The sequence below is a fragment of the Alkalispirochaeta alkalica DSM 8900 genome, assembly GCF_000373545.1.
GTDB lineage: Bacteria > Spirochaetota > Spirochaetia > DSM-27196 > Alkalispirochaetaceae > Alkalispirochaeta > Alkalispirochaeta alkalica.
This window is the reverse complement of sequence record NZ_KB891691.1, coordinates 181973-204472: the sequence shown is the minus strand read 5'-3', so window position 1 is coordinate 204472 and position 22500 is coordinate 181973. Positions and strand designations below refer to the sequence as shown.

Here is a 22500-nt window from a genome sequence, read left to right as displayed (position 1 = left end):
ATCGCGACACCATCCCGTTGTGTTCGTCACAGCCACGGAGGAAAGGGCCCCGTCCTGTCGATCTCCTGGAAGGCTTCCCTGAGGAAGGTATTCAGGATCGTCCAGTACCGGAAATCCAGTCGGTAAAATGCCCCCTCCAGGGGCTGATCCTGCGCCCCGGGGCGACCCTCGCGGTACAGGCTCACACCCCATCGGGCGATCGTCTCGGGGATACACGATTCCAGGGATCGTCCGAACCGGGCCTGTACGAGGTCGTCCGATACTCCCCTGGCCGTGCGGAAGCCCATCATGATGATATCCTTCAGATGGTCGGCCGGAGCGATCTCCTCAATCTGGAGACCCTGTGGAGAGGCGCCGCAGTAGAGAGCCAGGTCCCGACTATTGGTGAGACGGCGCGGTGAGGGCAAGAGAAGGGTTCCCACCGCACCGGGNCCAACCCCCAGATAGGGTCTCATCTCCCAATAGGCGGAATTATGGCGACTTTCGCCNCCAGGCAGGGCATAATTCGAAATCTCGTACCGGGAGAATCCCCGGGACAGCAGGAAGTGNTCCAGAAAAGCTCCTTCGGCCAGGATCTCTTCCTCCGGGGAGGGGCAGAAAACTCCCCTGCGNAGATCCCGGCCCAAAAGGGTCTCGGGCTCCAGGGTGAGTTCGTAGATCGAGAGGTGCTCCGCACCGGCGGCGAGGACCACCTGGAGATCTTCTTCCAGAGTNTTTCTGTCCCGCTGGGGAATCGCTGCGATTATGTCGGCACTCCAGCGCTTCCGGCGGCCCGCTGAATCTTTCCAGAGCTGGTGAATCAGGTCGATTCCGGATCTCACGGCCCGGGGATCGATCTTCCGGCCGATTCGCTGAAGCGCCCGGGCGTCGAGGGATTGGACACCCAGGGAAAGGCGGTTGACGCCTGCCCGGACGGCCTCCTCCAGAAGCTCCGGTGTCAGATCTTCGGGATTTACCTCGAGGGTCGTCTCCCCGGCGGGGCCCAGTTCTCTCACAAGGGTAAAGAGCCGTGCCCTTGCCCGGGGCGTCAGGGCAGAGGGCGTACCGCCACCAAGATAGATTGTGGAAAGTCCGGGGCCAGCCTCTTCCAGAAGCAGGGGCAGCAGCTCATCGGTCTGACGGGCGATCGCCTCCACCACTTCGTACTGGCGCCGTTCCGATACACCGCAGCGGGTGTAGAAATCACAGTAATCGCAGCGTGACCTGCAAAAGGGAATATGGATATAGAGGTGTCCCCCCGCGGGAGCCCCGGAGGGGGCTGCCAGGGGGTCGCTCAGGGCCACAGAANCCCCNAGGCGTAGCAGGGATCAGGGGTGTGGACGTTCATGGCCGGGTTACATCTCCGATGAGGAGTCCGATACGGCCTGTTTCTTTTTTCCGGGATCCAGGACCTTTCTCCGTTCCCGGGGCCAGACCACCGACTGGATACGAAAGAGCAGGTCCTGCTCCGAAACAGCCCCGGTGACCCGCGAATCGGCCCTGCCCGGTTCCAGCGCCAAAAGAAAGAACTCCCCCTCTCCCAGAAGGACCTCTTCCTGCCGGTGAGGAAGATCGGGGTGAAGATAGGGGATTGGGTATCTTTGCCCCCCCACAGTGACGGCCTGATGATCCCAGATAACACGATCACCAGGCACGGCTGCCACAAACCGCAGAACCGGACTTCCCACGGGAACCGGCCAGGATTCCTGCCCCCCCCTGCGGAACCGGGTAATCCGTTCCCCCAGGGTCGGGGTTGTCCGAAAGGGTGCGCGGGCAAAGACGAGGGCCCCCCTCTCGAGGACGGCGGTACCCCGGTGAGCCAGNACCAGGTCTCCTTCGAGCAAAAAGGGTGCGAGCGAGGTTCCCTGAACCGAGATCAGGGCAGGACCGTAGCTCCGGAATCCCAGGTACACCGCCAGCGCAAAGAGAAGGTACACNACCACGATGGCTCGCCGCCCCTTGCGTTTTGACCTATCGCTCACAGCGCACGTCCCTACGTTGCAGAATTCCCGTGTTTTGAATCGTGTTTTGCATCAGGACAGCTCCTAGTGGATACGGCCCATTCTGTCCAGAGGCCAGTAGATAATCATGGATTTGCCCAGAACGTTGTCCTCGTGGACGGGCCCGAAGTACCGCCCGTCCCGGGAGTTGTCCCGGTTGTCTCCCAGACCGAAAATGCGGTCCCGAGGGACATACCAGCCGTTAGNAATAAACTGGTAGCGCTGGCGGTACCGGGCGTTGTGAGGGGCCGCAGCGAAGAGCGTCCCCTGNCGAACCAGCTCAAAGGCAAAGGGATCCCGAATTCCGCCCCGGCGGAGCGCCTCCAGAGCTCGGGACTCCTGATCCGAGAGGGAAAGGTTGAGATCCCGGTACGCCAGTGCCCGAGCTCCCTCGTGAAGGAGCTCGTAATCCGAGCGGTCCAGCAGACGTTGCAGGGTGTAGTGTTCTCCCGTGAGGTTCTGGAAAGCCTCTTCGGAGATCCACTGGTCCCCCCCCGGGGGCAGAACCTCCAGGTTCCCGTACAGATCGTTGCGAAACCGGTCCCCGCCGACCCCCACGGCCCGCTTGATAAGCAGTTGCGCCCGGGCCTCGTCGCTNATCGCATCCCGGTCGATATCGACCAGGGAGAGGGTCAGCATATAGATGGTTCGCTGGGCGATGGTAAAGAGGGTTCCCCTGCCGATGTAGGAGGGATTCAGGAAGATCAGGACATCGTTGCGCTCGGGCCGCACAAGACCAGGGAGCTTTTTCAACCCCGGCAGGAGCTCGGGACCGTAGATCATTTTGTTGACAAAGATCCGGTCGCCCTCGATAAAGGTCCTGATCATTGAGCCAGACGGGATACGATAGGCCTGGAGGAAGAACTGGTTAATCACCAGGACCAGAAGCGCTGCCTGAAAAAAGGCCTCGACCCAGTCCCGAACAGGGTGCTTGCGCGCCTGTTTCAGGCGTGCCCGGGCCTTTCGGCGAGCCCTCAGGGTGAGCAGACGTTCCGTGCACTGTACCAGGCGAAGAGAAAACCCGCGCATGGCAGGGAGGCTACCACGCGACAGAGGCGTTGACAAGCTCCCGGTCTGGTAACCGCGCGTTGACAGAGCCCGATGGGGTACCTATACTCCCGACTGGAGCTACCGGGAATCGAGCCACACCGGGTATGGGAAAAACCTGACATGGGAACACTATGAAAAAAACCTGGAAAGATGTGACCTCCGAAGAAGAGCTTGAGACGATCTCTGTGAAGTTATCACCCCTTTGGGGTGTTGCTCCCGGGGTGTACGTNCCCCTCCTCTGGGGCCTCATTCTGGCAACAGCTCTCTTTTTTCTTCTCTTCTTCCCTGGAATCAGGCGCTACGGAACGGTGGNCACCATAGAGACTGTCCCTGCCGGAGCATCGGTCTATATCGACGGTGTTCTNCGGGGGAAAACTCCTCTCGAGACTTTTGTTTCCGCCGGAGAGCGGGAAATACGGGCTGAACTCNCCGGGTTTGAAAACGCTACCAAAGCAATCTCTTTCAGGGGACGCTNGACGGGCACGCTGGTGGCTCCCCTGCGGGCTACGGTGATCCTTCCTTTCACCGAGGCCGATCGGGAGGCGATCCGGGCTCGGGCCGTAGCGGACTTCGCCGCCTGGTCTCTGGGAACCGATCCCGGAGGACAGTTTCAGCACCCCCCCGTGGCACGCGATGGAGCACGCGCGCTCTGGGCAGCCCTCTCCACTCCAGCCGTCGCCCGCGCCGATGAAAAATCCCCGGTGCCCCCTNCCGAGGCGCGGCCTGATGCCGAGGCGTGGCCTGACCGAAGCGCCCCCGTCGAAGGAGCCTATCTCCGAAACCTCCTCGCTCACGCGCGTCCCCACCAGATCGCCGATCTGACAGGGGCTGCCCTGCGCGTACAAAATCCCGGCGGAGTCCTCCACGCGGGGTCCNTGGCTCGAGTTGTACATTTTTTTATACAACTTGATACTGATTATCAGGATTTTTTCCGCCTTGCCGAGAACCTTTTTCCCGAAGATCTTCTGAGAGCCGAGCCCGGGGAGGAATTCCTCTCGGCTGCTTCGGAGTGGTCCCGGAAGCGCGAGGATGGTCGATCTACGAGCATTCTTGTCACCTCGGGTTTTCTGGAAAAAGGACTCCCTCCGGACGTCAGAACCAGGAAGGCCGGGGGACTGACCTTCGCAGAGGTCCCTGCCGGTCCGTACATAACCGGCTACCCTCTTCACCAGGAGGGGCCATCGGGAAGAATNGTCGATTTTTCTGATCCCTTCTGGATCCAGGCCGACCTGGTCACACGCAGGGAGTTCGCTCTCTTTGCCTCGGAGAACGACCAGTGGGCTCCCGAAGAGAGCGATGACCCCCACTACCTTCAGGACTGGCCGGAAAACTGGCGCAGCTGGATCGGGAGCCCCTCCCTCCGCCAATCCTTCCCCGAAGCACACAAACCGGTGCGTTTTGTCTCCCGCCCGGCAGCTGAGGCCTTCGCCCGATGGGTTCAGGAGAGGGCTCTCGGGGCGGGGGAAATTCCCCCCGGGACGCATATCGGACTGCCTTCCTCGGAGGAATGGGAGTACGCGGCCTTTCTCGACGGCCACCGGGGTGAGAACGCCCTGCCCGGGAGAAACCGGCCACCGGGTACTGATTCTTCTGATCAGACCTCTGATCAGGACGCGCCGGGGGCTCTGGGGCTCTCCTCCATGCAGGGGGTCCTCTGGCAGTGGACCAGGGACTGGTACGGAGAGAACGGCCATATCATTCCTCCCTCTCTGGGGTACCACGCCACGGTACGGGGGGGGAGCTTTGCGAACGCTCGCCTTCCCGCTCCGGGGGTCCGGGGAAGCCAGCCTCCGGAATGGGCAACGCCCTTTCTGGGGTTTCGCCTTGTCCTCACAGAGCCCTCGTAGGGTCCTCACAAAAGAGGTGAATGTAACTTTGATCATCGGGAGCGACAATGGCTGAACGAAAAACACTTGCCCGAAATCGTCGGGCTTTTCACGAATACCTGGTGGAAGATACCCTCGAGGTTGGCATTATCCTCCAGGGAACCGAGGTTAAATCAATGCGCCGAGGAAAGTTTTCCTTCGCCGACGCCTACGCACGGATCATCCAGAACGAGCTCTGGCTGGTGGGACTCCACATCACGGAGTACACCCACGGCAATCTCTTTAACCACGAACCAACGCGACGGCGAAAGCTTCTGTGCCACGCCGATGAACTGGACCGCCTCCGGCGCCGGGTGGACGAAAAGGGATTCACTCTGGTTCCACTGGAATTCTATCTCAAACAAGGTCTGATAAAGCTGGCCCTGGGGGTCTGCAAGGGCAAGAAGCTCTACGACAAGCGGGAATCACTGAAGGCAAAAGATCAAAAGCGGGAGATGGACCGCGAACTCAAAAAGGGATTGTAACCATGATTGATAATGGACTGAACACCGACGTGGCCGCACGGCATGGGACGGCATCACAGCAGAGTGAACCCGAACTCCTGATGTTCCTCGATTTTGCGCAAAACCTTGCCCGGATCGGTGGGAGCGTCTCCCTCGACTGGTTCGCCCGCCACGACCTGGCGGTGGAGCAGAAAAGCGATGACAGCCCCGTCACGATCGCTGACAAGGCTACAGAGGCGGCAATTCGGAGGGAGATCTCCCGGCGCTTTCCCGACCACGCAATTCTTGGTGAGGAACAGGGCGGAACCCTGGGCGACCATACCTACCAGTGGGTGATCGATCCCATCGATGGAACAAAGACCTTCATTCGAGGGGTCCCCCTCTACACTACCCTGATCGCCCTCCTGCGGGAGGGAGAGCCCGTGGTGGGGGTAATCTACGCTCCTGCTACAGGAGAGATGGTGAGCGCTGCCCTGGGACACGGAGCACGGGACGAGCGGGGCCGCGCCGTGAAGGTTTCGTCGACGACGGCCCTGAAGGATGCCTGGTTCGCAACCACCGATCCTGCCGATCTCTACAAGCGGGACCCCCGGCTCAGCACTGGCCTTTTGGAGCACTGCCTCGCCGCCCGAACCTGGGCCGACGCTTACGGCTACATGCTGCTGGCGCGGGGCGCGATAGATATCATGACAGATCCGGTGATGTCCCCTTGGGATATCGCACCACTGGGGATAATTGTGCGAGAGGCAGGCGGCGTCTTCTGCAACCTCCAGGGCGAGAGCCCCGCCATCGGAACAAGTGCCCTGGCCTGCGCCACGGCAGAGCTCCAAAGGGCTGTCCTCGCCCTGGGGAAACCAGAGGCATAACGCAGAAACCGGGGGAACAAAAAGCTCTCCGGGATCTTGACAGGGATGCCCCATTTACCGTACTATGGGGCATCTTCGAAAGGGCGGTTAGCTCAGTTGGTTAGAGTACATGCTTGACATGCATGGGGTCACTGGTTCAACTCCAGTACCGCCCAAAACCGGCCTCAGGCCGGTTTTTTTATTCTTCTGGCAGTGCGGCACTGCCCCGCTTGGGGGGATCAATGCGTATTTGGGGCCCCATACACCTTGATCAGCACGAATCCCGGGTTTTTTCCTGGGGTTCCCTGCAGATGTCCTTTACGCGGACCCTTACAGGCTGGGAGATCGAATATACAAACCGGGGCATCCTCCTCACCGACAGACTGGCCGAGTCCCGAACCATTCTTCCGGCACGCAACAGTTTCCCCCACATTCTTCCTGCCACCCACGACAAACCGATTCTGTTACGCCCGGATCAGCCCATCGCGCTCTCTCCAGGAACGTCCGTGCATTACCAGGTTTTTCTCCCTCTCTGGATACAGGTAGTCACTGCCCCGGTGAGCCAGCAGATCATCGGAGGAGAGACCTTCCTCGACTTGCCCACAGCGCCCCTCAAACGAACCTGGTTTGGAACATTCGAGTCGGGAGAATCGGCCTATCAAATCCCCTTCGTCCCCCTGGATATTCCTGATCAGTCCGCTGACCAGTATATGGTCCCCCTTACTATTTCAAATGATTCGTCGTCGATCCTGTGGTTCGAGAGGTTTCTCCTGCGGGCGGTTCATCTCGACCTCTACCAGACCGATGACGGTATCGTGAGCAACCACGTAAAGGTGGCTTTTCGGGGCACCGACCAATTCAGTCAGATTTCATACGGTGACGGCAAGGCCCTCCGACGGGGAGGCGCCAGGCAATGCGCCGTACAGCGCCAGGCCTCCTCGGGCGATCTCATCCGGAAAAGTTTTCTCTGGTTGAGGGATCTGGCGGTATGAGAGTTCTTTCCAGCTTCTTCAGGAATCTCTCCGTTGGAACCACGGCCGACTGGGAAAAAATTGTTCTTGGCTTCCTCTTTTTTCTGGCGGGCATTATCGTCCTCCGGATCGTCTCACAGATTCTTCTGAGAAGTTTTGCCAAGGGGCTCCGCGAGCAGACCAGGGAAGTTCTGCGGAAGGTCTTTCTCTATACAGGAACAGCGATCCTCTTTGTTAGCGTTCTGAACGCGACGGGTGTGAGCGTATCGGGACTTTTGGGTGCTGCCGGTGTGCTGGGTATCGCCGTAGGTATCGCAAGCCAGACCAGCCTGAGCAATATAATAAGCGGCTTCTTTCTCGTCTCGGAGCGCTATTTCGAGATAGGCGATGTTCTCAAGGTAGGGGAGCAGATGGGAACGGTCTATTCCGTTGACCTGCTCTCAATAAAGATCAGAACCTTCGATAACGTGCTTTTAAGAATACCCAATCAGCACCTTCTGGAACAGACCATCACGAACGTCACCCGGTTTCCCGTCCGGCGACTGGACTTCATTATTACGATCCCAATCGCACAGTCCATCGAGAACTCACTTGATGCTCTTCGCGCATCGGCGCGACAGTGCTCACTGGCGCTGGAAGAACCCGAACCTATCACCATGGTGCGAGAACAAACCATTCACGGCTGGTCCCTTCTCCTGGGGGTCTGGTTTGAGCGCCCCCACACCGTGTTGGTTCGAAACAGCGTCACCACGGCCATACAACATGTCTTCAGGACGAGAGGCCTGCACATCCAGACAGCGACGATCATGGTTGCAACGGAAACAGACGCAGGACCGCCCCCCTATGGTGGGTAGAAGACTCCGCAAGAGAGAGGCCTAAAAAGCTAAAAAAACCGGGAGCACTGCCAGTCCAGACGTGGTCGGTCTGGACCGGCGGTACTCCCGGCTGGCCGGGAAGCCCTGGAGGTGGCGGGAGTTGAACCCGCGTCTTAAGGTGCCGGCAAAACGCATCTACAGGTTTAGTTCGTGCTTTAAAGTGTCGGCAGCGTATTTGGTGCGCGAACAGACCGTACGCCGCTCTATTCCGGCAAAGAGTCCCACCGATCAGCCGGAAACAACCGGTGGCAAGTCCTGGTTTCTGTCAAGCAACGAGTTGCTCAGAACGGCGCAACCCACGCCCGCCCTGGCTACTTACGCAGCAACAGGGAGAAAGTCTGCTTCTTCGGCAGATAAAAAGGTGTCAATCAGGAGATGACGCTCCACCTGCAACGAGTTACACGGGACCACCCCAATCGAATCCGGAACACCCCCNAAATCAAAGCTACCCTGAGGATACGACATATCCCCTCCCCCAGTCAAGCTCTTTATGCCCATCAACCTGACGGGCACAAAAAGAGGCTATTATACTAAACACGGGGACCGGCCAGAAGAAACCTTCCCGGAAAAAGCAATTCCGGAAAGACAGGGTTACTTAATGGAAGCGATGATTCGTTCCAGAACCTTCTTCCTGTCGAGGGGCTTAACAATATAGTTTTTTGCTCCCACGAGAAGCGATTTTTTCACAAGATCCTGCTTGCCCAGAGCACTTATCATGACGACCCTCGCGTTTGCATCAAACTCGATGATTTTTTCAAGTGCCGTGACCCCGTCCATCTTGGGCATGGTAATGTCCATCGTTACGAGGTCGATATTTGGGTACAGCTCCTTGTATTTTTCTACCCCCTCAACGCCGTCAGCGGCAGAAGCAACAACCTCAAAACCTTCGGAGGTAAGAATTTGACCAATCTGCTTGGTAACAAACATGGAATCGTCAACAACAAGCACCCGATAGGGCTTTCCGTCGGGGCCGACCCCTGCCGCCTCGCGCTCGTTGATGCTGGGAAAATCTTGTTTTGTTTTCATTATTAGGTCCTCTCCCTGACAGCCACATTGATCTCGATCCTCCCCATGGGAAGTTCCATGGGAACGATCAGCGCCTCAAAGCTGGGATCTGAAACTGTCATGTTATCCCCCGTGAAGATCGCGGGGGGTGTGAGATCAAACTTGAACCCCAGGTTATGCAGCTTCGTCACCGCCTGACCGGTAATCATGTTTGCAAGCTCCGTGAGCGTGGCCCGGGCCATATCGTTTATCTCGGTTACAGCCTCCATGTCCATACTGGTGAGCATGGCGGAAGCTATTTTTATCCCCGTGTCGTTGGACATGTCAAAGAGAACTCGCCCTTCCACATCCCCGGCAAGGCCGACAATCGCAGCGATACCCAGCATGGGCATAGCGGTATTTTTCAAGTACAGATCGCCCCGCTTGACTTCCTCGTTGAGTACTTCCGTAAGAATATTGTACGCCGACTCAACAAAAGGGTTGATGTATTCCACTCGCATGATTTACTCCTACCTATAACGGAACATTGAGATAAAATCGTCCGACGGTTCCCAGGCCCCGTCTTCCAACAAGTTTTCGTTATCACCCAGGATTAACAACCCCGCTGGTTTCATTGTTTCTTCAAAGATGGCAATTTGCCTCTTTTGTTCATCGGGTCTCAGGAAAGAAAGGACGTCACGACAGAAAATGAAGTCCATTTTCGGCAAGGCCGAGGCGTTCTTCATGTCGCTGAACTCGAAGAGGATCGAATCCTTGATCACCGGAGCTAGAGTGAAACCATTCTTCCCTTTTGTGAGGTACTCGTCCCAGCTCTGGGGGGCTTTCTCGCGAGGGAAGACCAGGTTCGGTGCAGTTGATATCTTGAGCAGATCCGTGTCCCCGGCCCATATCTTGATCTGTTTCTCCGGATACCGTCGCCGAAGCATCACGGCGATACTGTACGCCTCGTGGCCGTCGCCACAGCCCGGATTCCAGACGTGGACGATCGAGGATTCGACCTCGGGGAGCGCCGAAGCCATCTTCTCCATATACCGGTCTTCCCAGAAGGCTCCAGTCTGGTGAGAATAAAAGGGCTTCAGAAATTCCAGGGAATCCTCGAGATCAGTAAACTGAGCGTCCCGTCCCTGCTCCTTTCTGAGATCCTGCCATTCGCCGAGACGCCCCGAGAACCAGTGCTCGTTGACGGGAGAGACATGGAACTTCGAAAAGGCCTGAAGACCCTCGTGAATAAAATCACGTGTTATCTGGTCGGCAGAACGCCTTTTATCCCCTCCGTCGGATTCCCCGGTGCTCTTCTGGTGATGGAAGGCCTGGGAGGCAGTAGAGACAGGAGCCGCGAAGGCACGCTCCTCCGAGGTGGAAGGGCTCTCCTCCTCGTCGCGACTGAAGATTCGGTCCACGTCGAGAATAATATAGAGCCGACCATCGTACTCGGCAACTCCACTGATGAACTTGATGTTGATGTCTCCGAAGATCGGGTGTGGGGGCTGAACCTGGGCAGAGGAAATCCCTACGACCTTATCTATGGAGTCAACAATGACCCCCAACATGTTTGTCTCCAACCTGAGGATCAGACCGTTTTCGGGTTGATCCTCGGCCTTTTGCTCCGCCGGGAGGTTGAACATTAACCGAAGGTCGATGATTGAGATGATGTCACCACGGAGATTGTATACCCCGCGAACGTAGGGAGCGGTGTTCGGCACATAGGTGAATTGCGCAAACTTGGCAATCTCCTTCACCCTCATGATATCGATACCGTAGTCCTTCCCTCCCAGGGTGAAGGTGACCATTTTAAAATCGATCACCTCCTGGGTGAGGTTCTTCTGGTCGTTTTCGGCTGAAGACTTTTCAATCGTATTCGTTATCGCCATTGTCCTCTCCGGTCAGGATCCAATTTTGAGTTCCCGCTGGGCCCGCTCTTCCTTCTCTCTGCGAAGGCCCAGTTCCAGCAACTGACTGACATCGATGATGAGGGAAACCTTTCCGTCGCCCGTGATATTCGCACCGGCGATGCCCGGGGAGTTTGTAAAATGATCCCGCAAGGGCTTGATCACCACGTCCTCCTCGCCGATCAATGAATCCACGATGAGCCCCATCTTCCGCTCGTTTGTCCCGACGATTACCACGTAGTGATAATCAGGATTCTCGTTGGTGGGGATTCTGAAAAGTCGGCTCAACCTTATGAGCGAGACCACGTCTTCCCGAACGTTGAAGACCTCGTAGTTATCGATCATCTTGATCTCCGAGGGCTTTATCCGGTGGCTGTCGATGACAGAAGTAATGGGAATAGCGTACATCTCCTTGCCGACTCTGACCAGGAGTCCCTGAATGATTGCCAGAGTAAGAGGAATCTTGATTGTAAACCGTGTTCCCCGTCCGTGCTCGGACCAGACCGTGACCGTACCGTTGAGTTTCTCAATCTGTCGCTTGACCACGTCCAAGCCAACCCCCCGGCCCGAGACGTTGGTAACCGACTTGGCCGTTGAGAACCCCGGGTCGAAGATCAAGTTAAAGGCCTCTACGTCGGAGAGCTGCTTGCTGGGGTGAATGATACCCCGATCGATTGCTTTTTTCCGTACCGCATCGACGTCGATCCCGCGACCGTCATCGACGATCTCGATGAGGATCATGTTGCCTTCGTTACTGGCTCGCAGCGTGACCGTGCCGGTTTCATTCTTGCCCCGCTCACGCCGGGTTGAGGGGTCTTCCACGCCGTGATCGATACTGTTTCGCACACAGTGAATCAGCGGATCCAGCAGATCCTCGATAACCGATTTATCGAGCTCCGTGTCCTCTCCCTCTATCTGAAGGTCGATCTTTTTTTTCAGGGATCGGGAAAGATCGCGCACCAGCCGGGGAAAGCGGGAGAAAATCTGGGATATGGGAACCATGCGGATGCGCATGACACCTTCCTGGAGCTCGCCCGCAATGCGACCCAGGTTTTGCGAGGCGTTGCGAAACTTTGCAACAGATCCTTTCAGATCGCCCTGGAACTCGTTAAAGAGAGTTGGCAGATCAGAAAAGCGCTCGTTAATCTCGGCTTTGACTTCCTTGACCACCCGACCGTGCTGGATTTGCTCGAGGTAGTCCGGGAGGGAATCGAAGAGCTCTTTAAGACGCTCCCGGTACTGGCCCTCAGCCTCCTGGAAGGTTGAAAAATTGTCCGAAAAATCGTTGCTGATCTGGTTGAACGCGGCCTTGTTNATTACCGTCTCGCTCACAAGGTTCAAGAGATTATCGATTCGGCGACTGTCAACGCGAAGGACCGACCCCGAGGCCTGCTTCTTCCGGGAATCGGCTGAAGTAGCGGAATCATCAGAACCGCTGTCCAAGCCGTTGGACGAAAGTGCAGAACCGTTGTCCGAATCGGCACCGGAGCTGGCCTGGGCAAGTGATGCCGAGATCTCTGCCGCCTGCTGATCGACCAGTTCCTGGGGAGAGAGTTCATCCTGTTGGCTGGGGGAACCAGCCGGTGCAGACCCTGTCGCAGCTGGGCCACCCCCCGAAAAAGAGGATCCTGGCACGGCAGCTCTTTCGACCTGGCCACGTGCCTGACTGCTGCTATCACCGGGAACGGCCAGGACCTCAGAGAACTCTACCTTCTCGGTGACATCGGAAATTTCAAGCTTGCGCCGATGCAACTCCGGATCCACCGAGGTGGCAATATAGTAGGTAACGACGGGATGAAACATATCCTGGTAGAGCGCATCGAAATCGGGAGTTGTCTTCAGNACGGTGGAGAAACTCTTGAGCACCGAGAAGAGGTGGATCCCGCCCACGGTGTTCATGGGGTTATCTTCGCGGAAGAGGATTCGCACTGCGTAGAGCGTTTCCCCACCCTGGGCAGCTTCCCGCAGTTCCAGGAGCTCGTACTCCGAGAGCTCCCCGGAAGAGGAGGCGGAGCCGGCCGACGGAGAGCCCTGGCCGGGATCGGGAGCAACATTACTCCCGGCGGGGGTCGGAGAGGTGACGGCAACTCCGGAGGAACCGCTGAGGATATCTTTAAGGTCTTTCTCGATCTTCGAGACATCCTCGGCGTATATCTTGCCGTGGCGACGCTCTTCCAACATGGCCTTGATTACATCGGTGGCGATCAGGAGCGTATCAACGGTGGACTCCTGGATCCGGATCTTTCCCTCCCGGATGATATCCAGACAGTCCTCCACCAGATGCGTGAACTCCGCGAGCTCGTTCATTTGTACGGTGCCGGCACCACCCTTGAGGGTATGGGCCGCCCGGAAGAGCTCGTCAATCGCATCCCCGTTTGAGGGATCGTTTTCCAGTACCAGAATGTTTCCTTCCAGTACCTCGATCTGTGCCTCAGCCTCTACGAAGAAATCCTTCAGCAGTTCCTCGTTTGTCGGATCAAGATAGTCGCTCATAATTGCCTTAATTCTCGTGCTTTTGGAAACGTCAGTCAAGCGAAAAAAGGCCCTTCGATGTTTCCATCGAAGGGCCGCTCTGTTTCACCCCACTGCCCAACGGTTACCCATCGATAGCGTCGGGATCGTGCATCTTGCGATCTTCCAGGTAACGAAGGACCTGAATGTTCCCCAGGCGCCGCAACTCGGCATCCCGCCGGGTTTCCTCACGGGTCTGGAGGATCCCCCAGACTGCCTCGTCGTCGATGTCCCGCTCGAGCTGCAGGACCGCCCGGTCGTAGGTAAGGCTGATGTCCTTGATGTAGGTGATGAAATCACCGCCAACCTGCGACGCATCGCGGTACACCCGAATACCGATGAGTTTCCTCATGGGGGAAAGGTTCGGGTAAAGAGGCATGGTGCGCACCTCGCGGTTGCGGACCTCGGAGATATAACTGGGGTTTCTCCACTCGAGCGTTCGCCATCCGTCAAACTGGAGGTTGCCCATGAGAATCTCGTGCTCCCGGTTGTTTTCATCCTGGAGGACGATTGCGATGGAATGAGGAAAATTAAGCCCGTGAACGTTCATGGAGACCGACCGCAGAACCCCCACGTTCTTTACCACGCCAAAGTTGTCGAACTTACGGCCGCGGCCCTGCTCTTCCTGGGGCACAACAAGCTGGCCTGTATCATCGACAACTTCGAGGTCGGCGAAGGCGGGGATCTCGAAGGGAGGACGAATCAGCGCCCAGGAGTTAAAGGGCTCCGTGGGGAAACGGACCCGGACGCCCATGACAGTCTCACCCTCGTAGCGACTCGCACCGGCCCGCACGGGGGCGGAGCGCACCATGCTGTCGGCGATGGTTGTCACGTTTCGGGACGATGAAGCCAGATCGACCTCCCAGGAGTCGATGGCAAGAGAGATCCGCATCTCTGCTTTTTCTTCTTCGGTGAAGCTGGTTCCCGCAGCGATACTGTAATCCACCAGAGTCCGCTCGTTGTGGCGCGGATTGTCAGCCGGATAGTCCGCTGTGAGCGTAGCAAAATCAATGAGAACCGCCTCGTCAGCGGCGACGGCACCTAACAACAGCAGAAAAACTAAAACGAATAGGACGGAACGTCTCATCCATGTCTCCTTTACTTCATAGTCCGGGTTATTACGTTACTGCAATCAAATTATAACGCGCCATTCTGCTTTGTCAACGGCGAGAAAGAAAACCGGGGAACATTCGGCAAATCTCCACCAACGGTAATTATGACATTTTTCACAAACCCGAAATTATGCACGACATTTTTCTCCAGAAGAGCAAATAATCGGTCCATATCAACTTCTTCTTCCCGACCGACCAGAAGTTCCGGGGAAAGGTCCACAAAAAGTCGCCCTCCCTCGCCCAGGGCGACGATCCGGAANACCACACCCCGCGGCACCAGGGCGGAAGATCCCATGTGAACGGGACCGAGAAGCATCTCCGAGAGATAGAGCTCCAGAAACTCCCGGGGCGTCTCCCGGCGGGGAAGATACCGCCACTCGGCGTTTGCGTGTGCCCCTGCGGTGTCGGGGAACCAGAACACCACACGGCGCCGGGGACCGGGCGCAAGGGCCAGAACGAGCAGTGTTCCAGCCAGAACGGCAAGAAGCACCGCTNCCANGGTACATCCCGCAACGGTTCTGTTCTGCCACCACTCGCTGATCCGGTTCATTATTCGCACCCTAATCACGGCCCACCTCTTCAAAATTCTCGATAAAATTTAAAACGCCAGTATAGATTCCCCGCGTGATTCGCCGCAAGTAGGCCGGATCTTCCAGTCGCACAAAATCATCACGGTTGGTGACAAATCCGATCTCCACCAGGACCGAGGGCATTCTGGCGTTACGCACCACGTACCAGCTCTCCTCGCGGATCCCCCGGTTCGGCGACTCCGCTCCCACAGCCGCATCGAGGCCGGAGAGGATATTTCTCGCCAGGAGTTCGCTCTCCAGGGTGATCTCCTCCTCCCTCATGGTGTTCAGGATCGAGAGAACCTCGGGGTCCTCCACGCCCACCCGTTCGGGATTCACCAGATCGCGCCGTCGGAACTCGGGGGGGAGAACCCAGACCTCGAACCCCTTGGCTCGGCTGTTGAGGGAGGCGTTGGCGTGGATCGAGACGAAGAGAACCGATTCGTGGGGAGCCANGGGAATCCGGTTGGCCTGATCTGTTCGCTCTTCCAGGGTGATGTAGGTATCGTCCTCCCGGGAGAGGACGATCTTTTTTTCGGGGAACCGCCCCTCCAGGAGATCCCGCAGCTGCAACGACACATCGAGGACCAGATCCTTCTCCCGCAGCTCCCGCAGCTCTTCACCGAAGGCGTGCCGCCCGATCGCCCCGGGGTCCCGTCCGCCGTGTCCGGGGTCGATGAAGATGGCGCCCACACTGCGGAGCGTATCGGGGGGCGGGAAGATCCGGAGGGCGAGGTCGAGAAAGGCCCGGGGAAAGACGAGGGCGCCCTCCCGCCGGAAGGGGGGCTCCACGCGATGAAGACGCCTGTAGTTTTCCACGGCGTAGCCCAGGCCGGTGCCGAAGGAGAGGCTCCTTCCACCACGAACGATCGCTCCCCGACCCCGGTAGGGATCCCACTCGAGATGCGCCGAGACCCGCTCCAGCAGGGACTCCAGCGAGACCTCTTCGGCACGGCTTCCTCCGTTTCGGGAGGCAGCTTCGGCGCCAGCCAGGAGAGTGTTTCCGGGGAATCGGGAGAACAGGAGGTCACCTCCACCCAGAAAGAGAATTCCCAGGAAGACGATCGCCCCTTTTCCCTGCCACAACCTCACGAAGAAACCTCCTGGGGGACCCTCCCGGCCAGAAGCGCGTCCAGGAGATAGATAACCCCCTGACGGCCCGCTGCGGAAAAGGCACTCCAGAAGAGCCGGCCAGCCGCCCCGCCCTCCCCGGTGGCAGCGTCACGGGGGGTGGTGAACCTCACACGGCCCCGATCGANGCAGTCCGCCAGGACCTCCCGGGCTTCCCGGACCGGGTAGCACCGCTCCCAGCGCAGATCCTCCGGGAGAGGNACCACCGGGAGGGGATCGCCCCGTTGNACGGTCCGGCAGAGCGCATCTCCGTCACCGTAGCACCAGGAGAGGGAAAGATCCTGAAGAGAGATTTCTTCTCCCCGGCAGTTTTCCAGACGGTAGCGACGGAAGGCCCCGGCTCCGGCGGGAGCGAAGAGGAAGGCTTCGGTCTCGCCGTCGCCCGGCGCGAGGTGGAGATCGATCTGATCCAGGGCCTTCAGGGCCCGTTCTTCTGCCTCCCGGGCATCGCGACCCCAGGCGATCGCGTTGGCTATTTTTTCGACGTTGTTCGAGGGGGGAGAGACCCGGTCGCCCGGAGTGGCGCAGAGGAAGAGCTCCTCCACCCCCGGGGGACGCTCTTCCTCTGCGGGCACGACCAGGGAGACCAGCTTTCCGGGGCAGGAGATGAGCGCCCGTTCGGCCACGACCTGCGATCGCGAGGGAGCAAAGTCCTCACCCCGGGGAGATTCTCCCAGAGCTACCCTNAGGCCGATTTCCGAGAGGGGGACTCCCGTGGCCAGGGGGTAGGTCCAGCCTGACATGTAGCCCCCCGAGAGGCGAGCCGCCACCTCGCCTACCACCGCCCGGGGTTCATCGCCCCGGGTATCGAGAAAGATGTCGCCCTTGGCTGCCCCGCGGGTAATGCCCAGGGCGGCGATAGCCCTGCGGAAGGTTTCGCCCAGGGCTTGTTCCTCCCGAGGGGTGATTCCGGCGGGTATGGTGTGACCCAGTTCAACAAAGAAGGGGGGAAAGAAAATATGGCGCTCGGCGATTCCCGTGATATGAACCACCCCATCTACCACAATCGCGTCGAGGCTGTATTCCTGGCCCTGAATAAACTCCTCGAGGATCACCCTGCCCCGCCTGGAGAGAGACAGGGCCCTCGATACCGCCCGATCAAGTTCCGAGGGATCACCCACCTGAATGACACCCCGGGCGCCCATGTTGTCCACGGGCTTGACCACCAGGGGGAACTCCAGACCGATGTCCCGGGAAGGGAGCTCATCCGCCCCCCGGAGGGCGATAAACCGGGGGACGGGGACGCCCGCATCGGCCAGGACGCGGCGCATCCGGGCCTTGTCCGTGGCCTGCTCGCTGACCTCGCGGGAGATACCCGGCAGCCCCAACGCCTCGGCCACGGCTGCTACGGAGGTGGAAAAATCGGTACCGGCCGTGAAGACCGCCCTGAGATCGGGGATCGTTCTGGCACGGGCCACGAGCCCCTCCTGATCGCGCAGATCGATGTGGTGGAACCGGTCTGCCCGGGACGCACCGGGACAGGAGGCGTTCCCGTCTGCCACGTGGACGGCACACCCCAGGCGCCGGGCAGCGGCGATGGCAGGGAGCTGCATCGTTCCCCCTCCAAGAATAAAGAGGGCACCCTTCGGGGAATCGGTGCCGGAGCTACTGGCGGTTTCCTGTTGTTCATGCTTCATACTGGTTAATCCACTACTCGCTTCGTTTCTGCTTCTCCGTCGGCGCATTCCGGTCTGCCCGCATATCCTGGTCTGCCTTCGAATTCCGATTTGCCTTCGAATTGCGGTTTGCCCTCGAAATCCGGCNTGTGCGAANGTTCNGCAATAACCTCNAAAGTATCTCCCAGCCCTGCGATTCGCGACAGTGCCAGAAAAACAGGATGCCATCCCGCCGGGAGACGCGAAGAAAACCGTTCGGGATGATGACCCGTTACCCGGACAGCCCGCAGGGAGAAGCCGTGCCGTTTCAGCACCCGCCGGGCCGAGGGGATATCCCAGACAGAATAATGGTCCCGGGGACTGTTGCTCAAGAAGGTCCGCAGGGATCGGCGCGCCGAGATCCCCCTGCCGTGGGGCGTGGAAAAGGCCAGAATACCGCCGGGCTTCAGAAGACTGTGAAGACTCTGGAGAAACGCATCGAGATCCTGAATATGTTCGATCACGTACCAGAGCGTGACGATATCGAAGGGACCCCGGGCCCGGACCTCCTCCAGATCCATGAGATCACCCTGGCAGGCCTCGAGNCCCAGGTTCTCCCTGACATGACGAACGGCTTCCCCGTTGATCTCGAACCCCAGAACGCGACAGCCCGCCCGGGAAGCCGCTGCGAGGAAGGGCCCGAAAGCGCACCCGATGTCGAGAAGCGAGGGAGCGCTCTGAGAGGGGCGGAGATGCTTCAGAATATCGGCGATCCGCCGCGCTCCCACCCGGGCTATGGAGTCGAAGTCTTCCAGGTAGGTGCGCCCGTACTGGGCCTGGTACTCGGAAAAAAAATAGTCCTCGCTGTAGTCGATCTGCTGGGGCACAAAGTTCTGGAGAAAGACCAGACCGTCCGGGGAATTACGGAAGAAGGTCCGGTCAGGAAAGCGCGCGATCGCCCGCTGGTGGACCCTTCGTCCTGAAGCCCCCGAGGGGCTGGTCACACGCCGGGGAAGAACCAGGCTGTTCAGGAGGTCCGGCAGGGACCGTTTGTCTTCGGGGCGGGCCGCCCGGGAACGCTCCAGGACCAGCTCGTAGCCCTTCCCGATCAGCCGGGAGAGCTCACGCCGTGAACGGGCTGTAGCGATCCCCGCTGCGCGCGAGAGAAGCCGGTGATAGCGGCCGGGATTCAGGGTAATCACGGGAACTCTGGCCCAGAGGGCCTCCCAGGCGAGAAGTCCGAAATGGGTGACGACCAGATCGTAGTCGGCCAGGGTTTCGGCGAGGTCCGGTCGGGGGGATATCCACCGGATATCCTGGACAGAAGGGGTTCCCCCCTGCACCGGGCGATTTTCTCGGAGAGCGGGATCGCCACACAGGGCCTCTACGATCACCCCGGAGAGTCCCTGCCGNCGAGAGGCCGCCACCACGCAGGCCGCCACGTCCTGGACGTGCTCATCCCGNGGTTCTCCGCCGAAGGCAACCAGAACCCGCGAGATCCTCCGGGGCCACTCCGACCGGACGTTCCGGGGAAGCGGGAGGAACCCCGGGTCGGCCACGTTGGCGGGGGGCGATCCCGGCGGGGCAGGCAGGGCGTCTACCAGGAAGGAGGCGTACCGCCGCAGAGGCACGGGCGCATCGAGTCCTGCCACCACTGCCCCGGGAGGGAGGGTCTCGATCTCCCCTTCCGAGAAGGATCGACAGTCCACCAGGACCAGATCGTAGTCCCCCCGGGGGGTCTCTACCCACCGGGGAGTGACCAGGGGGCCCAGAATCTCCGAGACCTCCCGACGGGTGTACCAGGCCGCGCCCCTGTCCCGGGGAAGAAACCAGGAGATTTCCCCTTGGAGTTCCGCCAGGAGGGTGGCACACCGCCGGAGGTGGCCCGTTCCGTGGCCGCGCCGGTGCTCGACGATCAGCAGAATTCGCCTAGGCACTACGCCATACCCGGTTGCGGCCGAAGGCAAGAAGTTCTTCCAGGGTGACAGGGCTGCCCCGGTACAACTCGCTGTACAGCGCCTGCAGGACCTGATAATCCTCGGGCGTATCCAGGGTGACCCGCCAGNAGGGGGCTTGCCACGGTTGGGGAACCTCCTCGATGGCGAGACGATAGCGATGGGGGTTTTCATAGAGGCCCGGGGTCACGTGCTCGTGGTGACCGGGCGAGGAAGAAAAGCGGCGCAGGTCTTCCAGGGCTGTTGCACGAATTACCTCGACCCCCGTTCCCAGGGGGCTGCCCCGCAGGGCTGCGTAGTCCGGNCTCATCCGGGAAAAGAGGCTCAGGGCTCCCAGTGCGACATCGCGGGAAACCAGGGGGTTATCTCCCGTGGCGCGGAGAATGACCTCTGCGCCNCTATGACCTGCAGCCTGACAGAACCGGAGAAGNACGTCNCGGGCATCGCCGGCGAAGACCCGGAAACCGCCCTCGCGGGCCCAGGGTTCAAGGAGCGGAGCACTCTCCTCGTCGGTGACGAGCCAGAACTGGTCCACCGGGAGGGTCCGCAAGGCTTCCATGGCGTGGAGAACCACGGGTTTCCCCGAGAGAAGGAGAAGGGCCTTTCGNGGCAGCCGCGTCGAGGCCAGGCGNACCTGCAGGAAAACGGCTGTCTCTTCTCCGGGACGCGCNTTGTCCGGGACGCAGGTCGCCAGGTTATCCATGATCGACACTCCATTCGCGGATCACCGTCCTGGCATCCCGCCGAAAGCGGTCGCGGTTTTTCTCGACCCATCGGGAGGCCTCAGAGAAGATTCTGAATGTCTCGAGGAGGCTTCCTCCGCTCCGCAGGGCAAAGGGAAGCGCCTGGAGCGGCGAGACGGCGGGGCCTTTCTCGCGGAGGCGTACTGCCAGGTTGCGGGCGTAGAAGCGGTCGTACCCTCCCCCGGCGGTCTGNTCTTCCGGTTCGGGCATGCTCCGATAGCTCATCCGGAAGGTGGGGTCGATACGAATATGGCCGCCCCAGAGGGCGACGCGAAACCCCAGGTCCAGGCATTGCCAGAAGGAGCGCTCTATCTTTTCGTCGAATCCTCCGGCCTGTTCGAACCTGAGACGGTGGTAGAGGCCCACGTAGTCGAAGGGGAAGAGCGTGTCCAGGGCCGTTGTTCGCAGAGGAAGGGTCATGACCCGCAGCGCCCGCCGATGGAGCGCGGGAACCTGCACCACCGGAAGCTGCTCCCCCCGCTCTCCCCGCAGGGAGGGGGCCAGGCANAGGGNGCCTCCTGCCATGAGGGTATCCCTCGCCCGCAGGAGGTTTCCCGGCAGCTCCATGGTGGACCACATGACAAGCACGGTCTCGGCGGCGATCAGCCCCAGGGCCAGGTTGATCTGCGCTCCCGGGTTCACGGGCGTGTCCAGCAGAAGGAAGCGAACGGCGGGAAACTCGATATTCAGGGATTCCACGGTATAGGCGTTTTCCCGCAGTTCCACGGAGATGATCTCCGAGAAGCCCTGCTCTACGATGGCAGCGATGTAGTCGCGCCGAACCAGCCGGGAGCTNCGGTTCAGGAGGACCAGGGCCGGGAGGGAGGGATCGGCCTTCTGCTGCCGATGGCCTACCACGGTGTAGGGGACGTTCCGATCACGCGTTGATGGTGTAGTACTCATCGCATTTCCTGCATATTTCGGGATAGTCCTGGCGAAGATGGCGTCCATAGTCGTCCTTGCCCTGGTCCCAGATCGCCACGAGAGAGTCCCGGGGGCAGACTCCCCGGATGGTTTGGGCCTGCAGATCCTGGAGGCAGCCGATCACCCTGCCGTCGGCAAGAATGACCAGATCCCGCTCCAGATGGCGACAGGGAACTCTCTCGAGGGGCGAGAGATCGGCCACGCGNCGATCCGGGAGCACCCCCGCGCAGGAATTGTATTTCTGGATCAGGGGAGTCAGGCCGGGCTGGTCCTGCCAGTGGCGGAAGAAATCCTGCAGTTCCCACTCGTTATCGGTCATGCGCGTGGCCTGGACGTAGATTCGGCCCGCCAGAGTCTGCCCTATCTCCCCGATAAAAGACTGAACCTCTTCCCACCCCGNGCCGCGCAGGGCCTGGTAGGTCTCTTCCCGGGCCGCGTCAACCTCGACGATCACTGCCTCCAGCAGATTATGCCGGGCCAGCAGGGCCTCGCGGTTTTCCCTGGACCAGCCCGTACCGGAGGTTTCCAGATACACCCTNGCCCGGGGCACCCGTTCCAGCGCGTCAAGCAGCTCGGAAAAGCGGGGACAGAGTCCCGGCTCCCCGTAATACCCCAGGGATATCACCGCCTCGGGGGCAACGGTGGCGATCTCGTCCAGGATGGCCCCGAATGTCTCGGGGCTCATGTCCCGGTGCGCCTCTTCCGGAGACCCCTCGCGACCATCTTCGGTTGAAGGAGCGCCGGGCACGGGAGGAAGAAAGAGGGGGGTCTGGGCCCTGCGCGTGGTAAGCTGGATCTGAATGTACCGGGGAAGGGTTCGTCCCAGAAGCCGATCTTCCGTAATACGCTGCAGGAGGGGATCGTCACCGTCGGGGAATCGCTCCCTGAAGGGATCCAGGACCTGCGGGGGCTCCCAGGGTTTTCCCAGCCCCTCTTCGGCCAGGGCGCGGCAGAGGAGATAATTGGCCCGAGAATCGACGGTGAGGGAGAGGCGCAGGAGCGCGTAGTCGTCGCAGG

Annotated in this window: 18 protein-coding genes, 1 tRNA gene and 1 other RNA gene; 6 read left to right on the top strand and 14 right to left on the bottom strand. The window is 59.8% G+C overall.

Translation table 11 applies throughout. From position 1 onward, the window contains the following. Window positions 1-26: 26 nt before the first annotated feature. From B071_RS15120 to B071_RS0100865, 3 genes are all read right to left on the bottom strand, one after another. On the bottom strand, window positions 27-1283 hold the full coding sequence (locus B071_RS15120) for a coproporphyrinogen-III oxidase family protein (protein WP_018525211.1): 1257 nt from the start codon (window positions 1281-1283) through the stop codon (window positions 27-29). Between the two features lie 51 nt (window positions 1284-1334). Then, window positions 1335-1916: a S26 family signal peptidase gene (locus B071_RS0100870; protein WP_018525210.1), complete on the bottom strand. Its 582-nt coding sequence runs from the start codon at window positions 1914-1916 to the stop codon at window positions 1335-1337. 108 nt (window positions 1917-2024) lie between these two features. Continuing rightward, window positions 2025-3008: a S26 family signal peptidase gene (locus tag B071_RS0100865; protein ID WP_018525209.1), complete on the bottom strand. Its 984-nt coding sequence runs from the start codon at window positions 3006-3008 to the stop codon at window positions 2025-2027. 152 nt (window positions 3009-3160) lie between these two features. On the opposite strand from B071_RS0100865, the gene B071_RS0100860 reads away from it, so the two are divergent. The 6 genes from B071_RS0100860 to B071_RS15115 all read left to right on the top strand — a co-directional run bounded on the left by B071_RS0100860 (window position 3161) and on the right by B071_RS15115 (window position 8028). Beyond that, the gene (locus B071_RS0100860; protein ID WP_018525208.1) at window positions 3161-4876 is read left to right on the top strand and encodes an SUMF1/EgtB/PvdO family nonheme iron enzyme; all 1716 of its coding nucleotides are present in this window, start codon (window positions 3161-3163) and stop codon (window positions 4874-4876) included. A 47-nt stretch (window positions 4877-4923) separates the two neighbouring features. Next, entirely contained in the window at window positions 4924-5379 is a 456-nt protein-coding gene (smpB, locus tag B071_RS0100855; protein ID WP_018525207.1) for an SsrA-binding protein SmpB, read from the top strand. A 2-nt stretch (window positions 5380-5381) separates the two neighbouring features. Further along, complete coding sequence (locus B071_RS0100850; RefSeq protein WP_018525206.1) at window positions 5382-6224, top strand: inositol monophosphatase family protein; 843 nt, start codon at window positions 5382-5384, stop codon at window positions 6222-6224. A gap of 81 nt (window positions 6225-6305) precedes the next feature. Continuing rightward, window positions 6306-6379, top strand: a tRNA-Val gene (locus B071_RS0100845). Beyond that, entirely contained in the window at window positions 6347-7195 is an 849-nt protein-coding gene (locus B071_RS0100840) for a DUF432 domain-containing protein (RefSeq protein ID WP_498365784.1), read from the top strand. Before B071_RS0100845 ends, B071_RS0100840 begins: the two co-directional genes overlap by 33 nt. Then, window positions 7192-8028, top strand: a complete 837-nt coding sequence (locus B071_RS15115; protein ID WP_018525204.1) for a mechanosensitive ion channel family protein — start codon at window positions 7192-7194, stop codon at window positions 8026-8028. The genes B071_RS0100840 and B071_RS15115 overlap by 4 nt, the downstream gene beginning before the upstream one ends. Before the next feature lie 105 nt (window positions 8029-8133). On the opposite strand, the gene ssrA is transcribed toward B071_RS15115, so the two are convergent. From ssrA to B071_RS15100, 11 genes are all read right to left on the bottom strand, one after another. Continuing rightward, window positions 8134-8484, bottom strand: a transfer-messenger RNA (tmRNA) gene (ssrA, locus tag B071_RS18845). Between the two features lie 156 nt (window positions 8485-8640). Further along, window positions 8641-9075: a response regulator gene (locus B071_RS0100830; protein WP_018525203.1), complete on the bottom strand. Its 435-nt coding sequence runs from the start codon at window positions 9073-9075 to the stop codon at window positions 8641-8643. Window positions 9076-9077: 2 nt separating this feature from the next. Beyond that, on the bottom strand, window positions 9078-9554 hold the full coding sequence (locus B071_RS0100825; RefSeq protein WP_018525202.1) for a chemotaxis protein CheX: 477 nt from the start codon (window positions 9552-9554) through the stop codon (window positions 9078-9080). A gap of 9 nt (window positions 9555-9563) precedes the next feature. Next, a complete protein-coding gene (locus B071_RS0100820) occupies window positions 9564-10925 on the bottom strand; it encodes a CheR family methyltransferase (RefSeq protein ID WP_018525201.1) in 1362 nt (453 codons plus the stop codon). Between the two features lie 12 nt (window positions 10926-10937). Then, on the bottom strand, window positions 10938-13436 hold the full coding sequence (locus tag B071_RS0100815) for a chemotaxis protein CheA (protein WP_018525200.1): 2499 nt from the start codon (window positions 13434-13436) through the stop codon (window positions 10938-10940). Between the two features lie 103 nt (window positions 13437-13539). Then, window positions 13540-14541 (bottom strand): flagellar filament outer layer protein FlaA, encoded by a 1002-nt coding sequence (locus B071_RS0100810; RefSeq protein WP_026244874.1) that lies wholly within the window; start codon window positions 14539-14541, stop codon window positions 13540-13542. A gap of 585 nt (window positions 14542-15126) precedes the next feature. Beyond that, window positions 15127-15828, bottom strand: coding sequence for an N-acetylmuramoyl-L-alanine amidase family protein (locus B071_RS20385; protein WP_438829520.1), 702 nt, complete (start codon window positions 15826-15828; stop codon window positions 15127-15129). A 395-nt stretch (window positions 15829-16223) separates the two neighbouring features. Further along, entirely contained in the window at window positions 16224-17819 is a 1596-nt protein-coding gene (locus B071_RS0100795) for an ATP-grasp domain-containing protein (RefSeq protein ID WP_438829519.1), read from the bottom strand. A gap of 89 nt (window positions 17820-17908) precedes the next feature. Then, a complete protein-coding gene (locus tag B071_RS20380; RefSeq protein WP_438829518.1) occupies window positions 17909-18649 on the bottom strand; it encodes a class I SAM-dependent methyltransferase in 741 nt (246 codons plus the stop codon). Between the two features lie 1141 nt (window positions 18650-19790). After that, the gene (locus B071_RS0100785) at window positions 19791-20519 is read right to left on the bottom strand and encodes a cytidylyltransferase domain-containing protein (protein WP_018525194.1); all 729 of its coding nucleotides are present in this window, start codon (window positions 20517-20519) and stop codon (window positions 19791-19793) included. A gap of 917 nt (window positions 20520-21436) precedes the next feature. Next, complete coding sequence (locus B071_RS15100; protein ID WP_438829517.1) at window positions 21437-22480, bottom strand: spiro-SPASM protein; 1044 nt, start codon at window positions 22478-22480, stop codon at window positions 21437-21439. Window positions 22481-22500 lie beyond the last annotated feature (20 nt).